Annotated in this window: 11 protein-coding genes; 1 reads left to right on the top strand and 10 read right to left on the bottom strand. The window is 61.9% G+C overall.

What is annotated here, in order from left to right; all coding sequences use genetic code 11:
* The 10 genes from HMPREF3157_RS10540 to HMPREF3157_RS04845 all read right to left on the bottom strand — a co-directional run.
* Positions 1 to 592: hypothetical protein (locus HMPREF3157_RS10540; RefSeq protein ID WP_168161691.1), on the bottom strand; the 592-nt coding region annotated here is incomplete at its 3' end.
* Positions 593 to 665: 73 nt separating this feature from the next.
* Positions 666 to 983 (bottom strand): hypothetical protein, encoded by a 318-nt coding sequence (locus tag HMPREF3157_RS04885; RefSeq protein ID WP_070435689.1) that lies wholly within the window; start codon positions 981 to 983, stop codon positions 666 to 668.
* 105 nt (positions 984 to 1,088) lie between these two features.
* On the bottom strand, positions 1,089 to 1,472 hold the full coding sequence (locus tag HMPREF3157_RS04880; protein WP_141740626.1) for a hypothetical protein: 384 nt from the start codon (positions 1,470 to 1,472) through the stop codon (positions 1,089 to 1,091).
* A gap of 1,041 nt (positions 1,473 to 2,513) precedes the next feature.
* Positions 2,514 to 2,972 (bottom strand): hypothetical protein, encoded by a 459-nt coding sequence (locus HMPREF3157_RS10425; RefSeq protein ID WP_141740625.1) that lies wholly within the window; start codon positions 2,970 to 2,972, stop codon positions 2,514 to 2,516.
* An 861-nt stretch (positions 2,973 to 3,833) separates the two neighbouring features.
* The gene (locus HMPREF3157_RS04870; protein ID WP_070435686.1) at positions 3,834 to 5,435 is read right to left on the bottom strand and encodes a Na+/H+ antiporter NhaC family protein; all 1,602 of its coding nucleotides are present in this window, start codon (positions 5,433 to 5,435) and stop codon (positions 3,834 to 3,836) included.
* A 117-nt stretch (positions 5,436 to 5,552) separates the two neighbouring features.
* Entirely contained in the window at positions 5,553 to 6,350 is a 798-nt protein-coding gene (locus HMPREF3157_RS04865; protein WP_034371237.1) for a sulfite exporter TauE/SafE family protein, read from the bottom strand.
* Between the two features lie 22 nt (positions 6,351 to 6,372).
* Positions 6,373 to 7,713: an NADP-specific glutamate dehydrogenase gene (gene gdhA / locus HMPREF3157_RS04860; protein WP_210386271.1), complete on the bottom strand. Its 1,341-nt coding sequence runs from the start codon at positions 7,711 to 7,713 to the stop codon at positions 6,373 to 6,375.
* Positions 7,714 to 7,852: 139 nt separating this feature from the next.
* Positions 7,853 to 9,079: a glycerophosphodiester phosphodiesterase family protein gene (locus tag HMPREF3157_RS10535; RefSeq protein ID WP_168161690.1), complete on the bottom strand. Its 1,227-nt coding sequence runs from the start codon at positions 9,077 to 9,079 to the stop codon at positions 7,853 to 7,855.
* Between the two features lie 120 nt (positions 9,080 to 9,199).
* Positions 9,200 to 10,468: a phospholipase D-like domain-containing protein gene (locus HMPREF3157_RS04850; protein ID WP_070435684.1), complete on the bottom strand. Its 1,269-nt coding sequence runs from the start codon at positions 10,466 to 10,468 to the stop codon at positions 9,200 to 9,202.
* 3 nt (positions 10,469 to 10,471) lie between these two features.
* Complete coding sequence (locus tag HMPREF3157_RS04845) at positions 10,472 to 11,497, bottom strand: ornithine cyclodeaminase family protein (RefSeq protein WP_070435683.1); 1,026 nt, start codon at positions 11,495 to 11,497, stop codon at positions 10,472 to 10,474.
* A 66-nt stretch (positions 11,498 to 11,563) separates the two neighbouring features.
* Here HMPREF3157_RS04845 and HMPREF3157_RS04840 point away from each other — a divergent pair, with 66 nt between their 5' ends.
* On the top strand, positions 11,564 to 12,103 hold the full coding sequence (locus HMPREF3157_RS04840; protein WP_070435682.1) for an NADPH-dependent FMN reductase: 540 nt from the start codon (positions 11,564 to 11,566) through the stop codon (positions 12,101 to 12,103).
* Positions 12,104 to 12,113: the final 10 nt, after the last annotated feature.

Raw genomic sequence — 12,113 nt, 5'->3', positions numbered from 1 at the left:
AACCAGCGATCGTCTCCGCAGGAGTATCCGCGGTCGCGGTCGCCGGGATTGGCACAGTGGTGACGATGTCACCGTGAATATTCGGCAACGTCAACTCCGCGACATCGTCGGTCTTGATGGTCGCGCCGAGATCCCCACTAATCGACCCCGTAAACCGGGTCGTCTCCACGGCACCGTTCGGCTCCTTCACGTCCACCCATGCCGGGTTGTCACTATCGTCGGCGTAATGCCGCGTAGTCGTAGTCGTCCCCGCCGGTGTAACCGTGGTTTGAGTAAGCCGACGGGCAGACACGTCGAGCGTGAAGGTTGTGGTGGTGTCGCCTTGGGTGATCTTTTGCGGCAGATCACTATCGAAGTACGCGAGATTAATGTTCCCCTTACTGGGGTTCGGGGCGTGTGCTGCCGGGACCGTGGTCTGGCGGCCGAACAGGTCATACACATACCCGCCCGTCGGACGATCAGCAGAGTCAAAGGTAAGGGTTTGTGTCTTCCCCGTCGTAGCAGTCCCGGTCAGAGTACCGGCGGCGCTGGCGACAGCGACTGCGTCCACAAGCCCCGTGGTCGGGTTGTACTGGGTGAAGATCGCATCCATCGCTACAGAGCCCGCGAGACCACTCGTCGAGGTCGACGTGTAGATGGCGCGTCCTGCATGGCAAGTACTAGGTCTAGTTCGACCACAGTTTAGAAATCAGATTCCTGGCAAGACCCCGGTTCGCAGTTTCCACAACATGAGTGTTTCGCGCCTCAAGAATGTCGCCAACCGTCCGCGGCGTCAGCTCAAACCCTTCAAGTACAGCGGTTCTCGCATCCGCGGAGTTCCACACCCATACCTTGCCGAGACCGTCTTGTATGCAGACAAGTTCGCCGTGCAATCTTATTTCATACGTCTGCCTGTCCAGCTCGTGAACATCTTTCACAACGCTGTATGTACCGTCGTCAACAAACACGATGACTGGAAACAGTACGTCTTTTGACTGAATCATCTAGAAACTCTCCCAGGCCGGTGACGGCCAATTCCAGGGCGCCTATGGTAGTGAAGGACCCTCCAACAGGATTGCCCAGGGACCCCGTGCGAGTGGAAGCCAAATTTACGAGTACGCTTCCACACAAAGTCCGCGCCTCGCGCCGTCTTCCCCGCTGAGAATCGGAATCCTGGCCCTCGCATACTGCTCAATCGCCCGCCGCGCAACGGGCAGCAGTGCCCATTGCAGTATCCGCGAGCCAAGCCAGCGCATTCTCAATGCCAACGCGCTTCCAATTCCGCCGCCGTATTCCAGCATACCGCGCGGCGTATCCACCAAAACCAGCTGCAGCTCCCACGAATGCACCGCAAATAATTGATACACCACACGAAACCCCCAACACGATTGCCCCTGCATAGACAGCCCCAGCAGCGACTTTTCGGTGATTTCTTCCCCATCACTTTGAAATTCCGCGCCGTGCGCGTTTCCAGTTCCGCTTTTGACCATCAAGATCTGACTGGTTGATGGGCTCTGTGGGATAGTTGTATGCCGTGGAGTTTCCGCCGGGGACGGGGTCTGTGGAGGTAAAGTTCCCTGTCGCCCGGTTGTAGAGGTGCACACCCATGAGGGTCAGACATGCGGTCGCATCACTCGTCGCGCGTACTTTTGCACCAAACCATCCACACCCAACTGGACCTGAAACCGTACGCGCCTCGGAGGCTTCCACGGGCTCGTCATATTCCTTCCACCCAGCCCAACAAACGATCGTCTCCGCAGGAGTGTCCGTGGCAAAAGCTCGGCATCACCATCAAAAAAGCAACGCCGGCAGACAGTAGAGTAGGCGAGCGGAACAACCTCGCCGTGGCGTTAGGCGACCTACACAGCTAACACCCACACCCGGCAGTGGCGACCAACTAAGCACGGGCCCAGCAAGCACCGACCCAGCAGGCCGAGAATGCGAGGGCCACGACGTGATCCGCGGCAGCCGAGACTCGAATTGCTTACTTTGCCGCATCTAGATTACCCAAATCCGTATGTGGGATACTGAAATAGACTTTACTGCCGAAGCCCCCGTCTCATTCCTGACGTACTAAACGGGTCCATTGTGCCACGAGTGGCACTTCCCTAACGCCTCCACGATTCTCTCTGCTGCGCGACTTACAGCATTATCATCTAGCGGGTCAAGGCAAGCATCATATATTACCTGTTCTACCTGCTCACTACTGATATCCTCTTGAACGTTATTGCAAGCGTATCTGTAAATAGCATTTGCTTCGGCAGAGTACACCAACGAGGACTCCTGCAGAATAAAATCTGGGATGTTTGCTGGATTTTCCTCCATCAAAATTTGCATTAGAGTCTTTCGTGCCTTACGAAAGGTTGATCTATTGCTTTCAGCCCACATAAGTGCTCCTAATTCTTACTCAGCCACCAGGGCATTAGCGGGAGCCCACCCCATCAGCATTCCAGCACCCCGTGCCCCGATGGGATTGCGCTCCCCAGAGACTATTGGCACCGGCCACACAATCGCACTTGTATGCGCCACACAGTTCAAAGTCTAGTCCACCCGAGCAGAAGTAGCTCAAACACTATTGCCGCGACCAGAGAGATCACCGTCAGGACTATCGAATTTGTGCACACTGATGTCACAAGCGATGTACCTAAAGCGACACTCAGGCTCTCCCTAAGAGCTACCCATGGCCCACCTTGTGAAAACTTCTTGTCCTCTTTCAAAAGAAGCTCGTAGCCGGTATACGTCAGCAAAAAACTGGCTACTACAGTTACCGCGATTGAGACGGATGTTAACCCTTCGGGAAGTGTGTGAAGAGTCGCATAAGTAGCAGAATCTATCAGAATAAGGAATTTATGAAATTTACTGTCTTCCTCAGGCTCTTCTGGGTGTTCTAAGTCTTCTTCTTCTGGCTCTCTAGCCATTTTTCTTGATACCTCCGCGCGCCTACTACCCATAGCTAACCGGGAAGCCTTCCAGAGATCCTTCCGGTTGAGCATCTGTGCCCTTCACCTCCCCCGCCAACACAACTCCCTCGGGCACTGACGTGGGAGCAAGCGAACCATCCGCCTTCTCAACCAGATCAGTGTTAAATGAGGCCCATTCACCCTTATCGTTCTTGAACCGCACTGGGGCCGCGAACTGCTCTGTTGTCACCGACCCATCCGCATTCACCCACGTGCTCGAGGACTCCGATCGTTCCGCCGTCACCTCCACACGCTTGCCCGTCGCTCGGGCCTGGATCACAGCCGACGGAAAATCAACCACACCACCCGAGGTGGGAGCGGCCTGCTCCACAGGCGAAGGAGAAGGGGGAGGAGTGGTATCAGCCCAGGCCTGCGATGCAGGCACCAAACCCACCGACACCAACGCCGCCGACACCCCATACGCCGTCAACAAAACAGCACGACGAAACACACGATTACTAGACCAGCCGCCCACGCGAGAATCCTCTACTCACTTGCAGCATCACTGCTGCTCCCGTAACGCCCCGAAGAGGGAGTCAGAGAAACTTTACTGCCACGTAAAAGGAGCGAGAAGCGGACTTAAGCCCCTAACGGTTGAATGAAGTCAACTCTTTGGGTGGGCTTCGATGATGATGTTGTCGGTGCTGTGTCTGCTGGCGGGTTGGCAGCAGGCGGAGCGGGGCATTTGCCAGCTGGATTTCGTGATGGTTTCTGTGGTGCCGTTGCCGTCGACGTAGGCAGTGTCGCCAGCTTCCACGGTTGCCGTTACCTGGGCGAGGTGACGAGTGTGAAAACCGGGATACTCAGGGCATGATCTCTATCCTGAACTCGACAAACAGTGTCGAGCTCAGGCTAGAAATCGAGTCCTCACAGGGCCTTGCCCGTCGGTGAACTTCAGGCTGCGCCAGCGGCAACACCGGAGTTCACGGATCGTTCACCGCCGTAACGCGCACGCAGCACGAGGGCCGCGGCGACAAGCACAAGAAGCATCACGGCGAAGCCCGCGGGCGCCACTCCCGTTGCCGCAAACACGACGTAACCCACGAGCGAGGATCCGGCCGCGACGAGCGCGTAGGGAAGCTGCGTGTTCACGTGCGTACTCACCTTGCAGCCGGCGCCCGTGCTCGACAGGATCGTCGTATCGGAAATCGGCGAGCAGTGATCGCCGAAAACACTGCCGGCGATGACCGCGCCGAACGCGGCGATCAGCAGCTCATTGCCTCCGGGGGACGCATTCATGAGCTGGCCCGCGAGCGGCAACAGAATGCCGAACGCACCCCACGAGGAGCCGGTCGCGAACGCCATGAGACCGGCCATCGCAAACAGGATCGGGACGAGCCAGTGAGCCGGAAGGTTCACGTGCGCAACGACGTCGGCGAGGAAGCTGCCCGTGCCGAGATCGCCGATGACGGCGCCGAGCATCCACGCGAGAAGAAGAATCGAAATCGCGGGAAGCATCGACTTCGCGCCCTGGAAAGCGCCACCGAAACGCACGGTTGAGGAGAAGACCGGGTTGGAGAGGGTGTAGCGGTACAGGTAGTAGAACGCGACGATGAGGCCGATGATGCCGCCGACGTTGAGGGACAGCGCCACGTTGGCATTGGCCATCGTCGAGAAGAGATCCCACGCGCCGGCCTCGATGCCGCCGGTGACGTACATTCCGCCCACGACACCGAGAATGAGCAGAATGAACGGAACGAGCAGCGCGCGCTTCGCGCCCGGTTCGTGACGCGGAAGCTTGTCAGTCGCCTGGCTGGGAGCGTCTTTTTCATCGGCGTGCACGCCCTCTCCGGCGAAGGCTCGCTCCTCTTCCTTACGCATGGGCCCGAAATTGAGCTGCCAGGCGATCACGAGCCACAAAAACACGAGCGCGGCAACCGCGTAAAAGTTCATAAGCGCGGCGCGCACGAAAGCCTCGACCTCACTCATCTGAAGAGCGGAGGCCGCGAGGATCGGGGCCATGATGCCGATGAGGGAGGCACCCCAGCTCGAGAACGGGATGAGCACGACGACGGGGGCCGCGCCCGAATCGATCAGGTACGAGAGCTTGGCGCGCGAGACGCGTTGCCGATCCGAGATGGGCCGCGCGATCTGCCCCACCGAGAGGGCGTTGAAGTAGTCGTCGATAAAGAACGAAAGGCTCAAAAGGCCCGTGAGAATTTGGGCTCCGCGCCTTGTCTTTACGCGCTTTTCCACCCAGTCCGAGAACGCCGACGTCCCGCCTGCCATGAGGACGAGAGACGTGATGGTGCCGAGTTCGAGGAGGAAGGCGATGATGAGGATCGTGTACCAGTTCAGCCCGCCGTCTTCCCACACGAGTCCGAGGGCGGCCTTACCGACCTCGCCAAGCGAGCCGAGCGGAGAAAAGTCAGCGATCAGTATCGCGCCGGCCACGACGCCTGCGAAGAGCGATATGAGCACACGTTTCGTCACGATCACGAGGAGAATCGCGAGGATCGGCGGAACGAGGGTGAGGATCGGGTAGGTCTCTACCACTGGGACCTCCTAGGCGTGTCGCAGACGCAGGAACACCCCCACAGTAAACGCCGTTGTCCCGAGGGGAAAGTGGAAAGGTCCCCGAGGTGATCCATACGTGGTGAAGGATACGAATGCTCACGCGGTCGCGAGCGTCAGCACCCCGACGCCCGCGAGGAGCACCGCGAAAAGTGCCGTGAGGCTCGAGGGCCGCGCCTTCGCCGAGAGGGGCCCACCGGCCATCCCCCCGAGCACCGTTCCGGCCGCGAATATGAGTACCGACGGCCAATCGATATGCGTGGGTGTCCCGATCCTCGCGAGCAGCGCCGCGGCGGACGTCATGATCATGACGAGCAGGCTCGTGCCCGACGCCGCACGCATGGGCATGCCGAGCGCGATCACGAGCATCGGCACGGCAAGGAACCCTCCACCGACGCCGAAAAAGCCCGTGAGGAGCCCCGTGGCGCTCGCAGCACACACGAGGGCAAGCCGGGAGGAGGGTTGGGGTTCGGGTTCCGACGGTTGCCCGGCAAGCGTCGGCCCCCTCTCTTTCGCGTTCTCTTCGAGCCTCGTCGTGTAGGCGCGGCGCGCCATGACGATTGCGACGATGAGCAAGAGTGCACCAAAGCTGAGCATCAGGGCTCGGTCGGGCACGAAAAGGGAGAGTCGCGAGGCGAGGGCGGCGCCGACGATGGCAATGGCGCCGAAGGTGAGTCCCTCCCTCCAGCGGACATTGCCCTGCTGTGCGGGGTGGCGGAGCGCGACGATCGCAGTGAGGCCCACGACGACGAGTGAGGCACCGGTCGCGTCGTGGGGCGCCATGCCGAGCACGAACACGAGTACGGGGACAGAAAGGATGCCTCCACCCGCGCCGAGGGCACCGACCACGAGGCCGATGCCCACGCCGATCACCGTCGCGAAGACGACGGTGTTCATCGCGTCACCGCGAGCTGCACGCCTAGATCACACCAAAATCGAGCATCGCGTCGGCAACTTTCACGAAGCCCGCAATGTTGGCGCCGACGACGTAGTCACCGGGGCGTCCGTACTCTTCGGCTGTCGCGGCGCACGTGTCGTGGATGTTCACCATGATGTCGGTGAGGCGCTTTTCGGTGTCTTCGAACGTCCACGAGTCACGCGCGGCATTTTGCTGCATTTCGAGGGCGGAGGTTGCCACGCCGCCGGCATTAGCGGCCTTACCCGGCCCGAAGGCGATCTGAGCTTCCTGGAAAAGGTCCACGGCTTCGGGGGTCGAGGGCATGTTCGCACCCTCGGAGACCGCGATGAGGCCGTTCTTGAGGAGCGTCTTTGCGCTCGCGGCGTCGAGCTCGTTCTGGGTAGCGGAAGGAATGGCGATCTCGCCGGGGACCTCCCACACGTTGCCACCCTCCACGAAACGCGCTTTGCCGCCGCGGCGCTCGGCGTACTCGCGGATGCGACCGCGCTCGACCTCCTTGATCTGCTTGAGCAGGTCGAGGTCGATTCCCCCCTCGTCGACGACGTAACCGCTCGAGTCGGAAGCCGTGATCGCGGTACCGCCGATCTGCTGGGCCTTCTCAATGGCATAGAGCGCGACGTTGCCGGAGCCGGACACGAGCACGCGGCGACCTTCGAAGTCGAGGCCTTTCGCCTTGAGCATCTCGTTCGCGAAGATCGCGGCGCCGTAACCGGTCGCCTCCGTGCGCACGAGCGAGCCACCCCAGTTGAGGCCCTTGCCGGTGAGGGTGCCGGCATCGAAGCGGTTCGCAAGCCGCTTGTACTGGCCAAAGAGGTAGCCGATCTCGCGGCCGCCCACGCCGATGTCGCCCGCGGGGACGTCGGTATCGGGACCGATGTGGCGGAAGAGTTCGGTCATAAACGACTGGCAAAAGCGCATGATTTCGGCGTCGGACTTGCCGTGCGGATCGAAGTCGGAGCCGCCCTTGCCGCCACCGATTGGCAGGCCCGTGAGGGAGTTCTTAAAGATCTGCTCGAAGCCAAGGAACTTCACGATGCCGAGGTTGACGCTGCGGTGGAAGCGCAATCCCCCTTTGTAGGGGCCAAGCGCCGAGTTGAACTCGATGCGAAAGCCGCGGTTCACCCGCACCTTGCCTTCGTCGTCGACCCAGGGGACGCGGAAGATGATCTGCCGTTCCGGTTCGGCGATGCGCTCGAGGATCGCGGCTTCGGCGTATTCGGGGCGCCGAGCGTGGAGCAGTTCGAGCGATTCGAAAACCTCCCTGACCGCCTGGTGGAATTCGCCTTCGCCGGGATTACGGCGTAAAACGGCTTCAAGGGTCGCATCAAGTGAAGTGGCCATCAATCATCCTTTGTCGTGAGTGTATGCAGTCGTCTTCGTACACCTCTGTCGATACTGAGTGGTAAAGGCGCTCTTGAAAACTTACACGCCGCGGCCACCTTTCGGGAAGTCGCGGTCTCAGGATGAGAGACGCGACGCCTTAGCGGGCCGCGAGCTGTTCGATCGCCCAGCGGGGATCATCCGTGGAGATCGACTCGGGGCGGAGCTCGACGGCCTTTGTGAGCTGCTCCTCCGTGTTCACCGTCCACACGTTGATCTTGTAACCACGCGCGTGCGCTTCCTTCGCGGCCTCGGGGGTGAGACCGTCCACGCTGCAACTCAGCCACGTGCAGCCGAGCTCCTCGAGCGTGTCCCACGTCGACTCCTCGACCGCATTCACGAGGAGGCCGAGGCCCACGTGCGGGGCAACCTCGTGCACAGCCGCGAGAGCCTCGGGAACGAACGAAATGACCGTGTCACGCTCGCCGTGCCCCGGGCGTTTATCGTGGATGAGCTGCGCCGAAGCCGTCGCGGCCGACGCGACCTTGACCTCGACATAAAGCTCGAGGTCGTCCATCGCGAGAAGCTCCGTGAGGAGCGGAACACCGTGGCCACCCTGGAGTGACACCTGTGAAAGTTCGGCGTTCGTGAGGTCCTTGATCGCGCCTTTTGCGGGAATAGAAGATGGATCGGCCATGCGGTCGATCGTCTCGTCGTGCATGATGATCGGCGTGCCGTCGGCGCTCAGGTGCACGTCGCATTCGACGACGCCGGCGCCGTCCGTCTTTGCCTGACGGAAGCCCGCGAGCGTGTTCTCGGTCGTCACGAGTGCTGCTCCGCGGTGGCCAACGATCACGGGTCGATAGCCCTCGACCCCCGCGACCTCGACGCCAACGGCATGCGATGCTTGCGGCGGGCGCACGGCGGACGCTTCCGTGACGGCCGCGGGGGCGCCGGTTCCTGCGCCCCGCGCGGGGACGAAATGGTCGATGCTCGCGAGAACGGTACGGAGGCCGTGGTCGGCATCCTCCGTCATAGCGCGGACCTCCTCGCCCCTGCTGAGCCCGCTCATGACGGTCGGGTCGATGCACTCAACGATGCTCTGCTCGTAGCTCTCCCCTGCACGCACGACGACGTTGCACGGCAAAAGCGCCCCCATCGACGGATCGGCGTTAAGAGCGCGCCTCGCGAGCGCCGGGATGCACGCACCGAGAATCACGTATGGGCCGAGCTCGGCGCCAGCTTCAGCGCCGATCTTGTTGGAGAGGGTGCCCTGCATGTTCAGTTCGTACACCACCCCGAAGCCTTCCTCGGCGAGGGCGTGGCGCACCGCCTCAAGGGCAACATCGAAGGGCGCCGAGACCTGCACTCGGTGCGTGTACTTCACGGGAAACTCCTTTTTCGTGGGGCGTGTTCACGCATGTCGACCGCGCGTGATCGGGCCAGGCTAAGGTGGCAATTCCACGGGCGGTTGACGCGACGGTGGCCTACAGGTGAACGAGCCGCGTTACATTATCGGGCGCAGCGGAACAAGCAGCTTCTCGGTAACTTTCTCGATTCCTGCGCGCACCTTCCACTTCTCGGGATCTACCTCGAAGCAATCCTTGAAGTCGGCCTCAAACACTTTCTCGAGAGCCTCGGCGAATGCCGGATCGGCAACCTCGAGATTGGTTTCGTAATTAAGCGCGAGCGAAAGCCGGTCAAGGTTGGCGGTTCCGACGGTTGCCCACATCCCATCGATTGTCGCGATCTTCGAGTGGTTCATCGCGGGCGTGTAGAGGAAGATGCGCACGCCAGCGTCGAGCAAGTCCTGGTAGAAGCCCCGCGCGACCCAGTCGACGACGACGTGGTTGGACTGTTCGGGGAGCATGAGGCGCACATCGACCCCGCGCGCGGCAGCGGCACGAAGCGGCTCGAGGAGCTTGCCGTCGGGAACGAAGTACGGGGTCGAGAGCCAGATGTTCTTCTGGGCGCGCTCGATGGCCGCGAGGTACATGCGGCGAATCGGGTAGACGGCCTGGAGCGGGAGGTTGGGGTGGACCTCGACGCGCGTGTTCCATGCGTGTGGCGCGATCCAGTCAATGCGTTCATCGGCGCGGCGATCCTCGTTCCACACGTTGACGAACGCCTGGCGCAGCTCCCACACGGCGGGCCCCACCTCGCGCACGTGGGTGTCGCGCCATTCACTCTCGTAGGCATCGCCGATGTTGAAGCCGCCCACGTACCCCACCTCGTCGTCGACGACGAGGACCTTGGAGTGGAGCAGACCGGTCGAACGGATCGGGGCACGCCAAAACGACCCCGAGATGGGGTACATGCGGTGAACGTTGATGCGCTCATCAAGTTGCTCGAAGAACTGGCGAGGAACCACGAGATTCGCGAAGACGTCCCAAATGAGGAACACATCGACTCCGCGCGCAGCCGCGTTGTTCACGGCGTCCATGAAGCGCTGGCCTACGCGGTCTCCCTTCCAGATGAAGGTCGCGAGCATAACCGTGTGCTCGGCATTGTCGATCGACTCGATCATCGAATCGTAAAGTTCCTCGCCGCTCGTGAAGATCCTGATGTCGGACTTCTCGACGCTCGAATCGAACGTCCCGGGCTTGGGCGCACGGCGCTTCTTGCGCCCGCGTTTCGTGTAGGCGTCCATGGCGAGAAGGGTGCCCACGGCGACTGCTTGAGATGCGGCAATACCGGCAGTCGTCGCGAGTGCGGCCCGCCTGGCGACGCGCTTGCTGCGCTCAATAACGCTCAGCTGTGCGGTGGTTTCACTCATGCCTCAATTCTCGCAACTCTTCCTGAAGCTTGCGTTCTCATCCGCGTGGCGGGCAACCGCGGCGGCCACGACGAGATCCTGCCAGCTCATACCCACGGTCGTCACGACCGTTGGGGAACTCGGAGCGCTCGTCTCAACCTTCGCGGCGGTCTCCTTACCGAGAAGCGACTTCATGCTTATGGGCGCGCCTTCGGCGAGGGAACCGTCGGCGATCGCGCGCACGACGTCCCCGTTCTCGCGTAAGGCGACCGCCTGGTCCTCGACAATCACGCGGGCACGTCCCATCGTCCCGGCGGGAACTTCGCGGGTCTGCGGCGTGTGCGCGCCGACGGCGAGAACGGCCGCGTGCCCCTGCACCCACGCATCGTCAAACACCGCCTCCTTTGCCGCGCTCGCACACACGATCACGTCGGCGGCCTCGACGGCGGCGCGGCAGGCGTCGGAACCCGCCTTCACCGTTCCAACGTCGCCTGCACTCCCGCCCGCGCTCACCGCGAGCGCGCTTTCACTCACGTTTTCGGGGCTGCGCACGGCGTAGGTGACAGACCCGAGAGCGTCGAAGCGCACGCCCCCGCTGCCGCACTCATCGGCGAGCGCCCGCACGAGCCCCTCCCCCTGAACTCCCGCGCCGAAGGCAACGACGTTCGGCCGGCCCGTGACATGCGCGGCGATCGCGCGTAATGCCGGGCGCGCCGCGGCGATCGCCACCGCGGGTGTGCGAAGCGCGGTGAGAGCGATCCCGTCGACGAGCGAGTGCGGCGTCAACGTCTGCGCGTCGCACAGCAGATACGTGCCCTGGATGAACGGGAGAGACTTGTCCGGGTTGTGCGGCGCAAGGGTCAGTATTTTGATGCCGGCATCGTCACCGACCCTTGAGGGCATCGTGAGGAATTCGCCGGTCCCGACACTCGTGAAGGTGCGTTCAGGGTCGCCTGCCGGATCGAAGCCCGAGGCGAGAGCTGCCGTCAGGGCGTCGGCGGCAGCGCGATACCCGAGGGCGAAAACGTGCTCTGCGGTGTAGTTCTTCATGTTCTCACTGTGTCATGCGCGACTCAGCACGGGCAGAATCGAGAGGGTGAGGCGTAACCTCGACACATGCCCACGTTATTGATAATTCACGGAACTACACGTCCATCGCGCTCCGGGATCCTCGTGTCACGCGCACTCGAAAACCTTGCGCAAGAGACCACGACCTTCGACGTCGAGTTCGCGGATCTCAAGGACATCAACCTGCCCTTCCTCGACGAACTCGACCACCCCCGATCCGGGAACTACGAGCGCCCGCACACGCGTGCGTGGGCAGCCATCGTCGCGCGAGCTGACGCAATAGTCTGGGCAACACCGCAGTACAACGGCTCTTTCTCGGCGCCGCTCAAGAACGCGATCGACTACCTCTCCGCGGAATGGGAAGGCAAGCCGCTCGGCATCATCGCGTGGGGCTACTCCAACGGCGGGCTCGATGCGGCACGCGCGCTCACCCCCGTCGCCGCATCGCTTCGGATGGATCTCGTGGAGCCGCTGCTCGGTTACACGAGCTACCGCGCCGACGTGAAGAACGGGAGCCTCACCGTGAGCGAGGAATGGAGGCGCAACGCAACAACTCTTCTCAAAGGGCTCGAAGAATGCGCGGCGTAGGATGCTCCGC

The organism is Dermabacter sp. HMSC06F07, from assembly GCF_001807345.1.
In the GTDB taxonomy this organism is placed as follows: Bacteria; Actinomycetota; Actinomycetes; order Actinomycetales; family Dermabacteraceae; genus Dermabacter; species Dermabacter hominis.
Note: the sequence above shows the minus strand (reverse complement) of the source record. Positions and strands in the feature narration are given on the sequence as shown.

Excerpts from the sequence above, each read along its gene's own strand:
- HMPREF3157_RS10425 (WP_141740625.1), bottom strand. The coding sequence starts at position 2,972 with ATGCTCAACCGGAAGGATCTCTGGAAGGCTTCCCGGTTAGCTATGGGT.
- HMPREF3157_RS04850 (WP_070435684.1), bottom strand. The coding sequence starts at position 10,468 with ATGAGTGAAACCACCGCACAGCTGAGCGTTATTGAGCGCAGCAAGCGC.
- HMPREF3157_RS04840 (WP_070435682.1), top strand. The coding sequence starts at position 11,564 with ATGCCCACGTTATTGATAATTCACGGAACTACACGTCCATCGCGCTCC.
- gdhA (WP_210386271.1), bottom strand. The coding sequence starts at position 7,713 with ATGGCCACTTCACTTGATGCGACCCTTGAAGCCGTTTTACGCCGTAAT.
- HMPREF3157_RS04845 (WP_070435683.1), bottom strand. The coding sequence starts at position 11,497 with ATGAAGAACTACACCGCAGAGCACGTTTTCGCCCTCGGGTATCGCGCT.
- HMPREF3157_RS04885 (WP_070435689.1), bottom strand. The coding sequence starts at position 983 with ATGATTCAGTCAAAAGACGTACTGTTTCCAGTCATCGTGTTTGTTGAC.
- HMPREF3157_RS04865 (WP_034371237.1), bottom strand. The coding sequence starts at position 6,350 with ATGAACACCGTCGTCTTCGCGACGGTGATCGGCGTGGGCATCGGCCTC.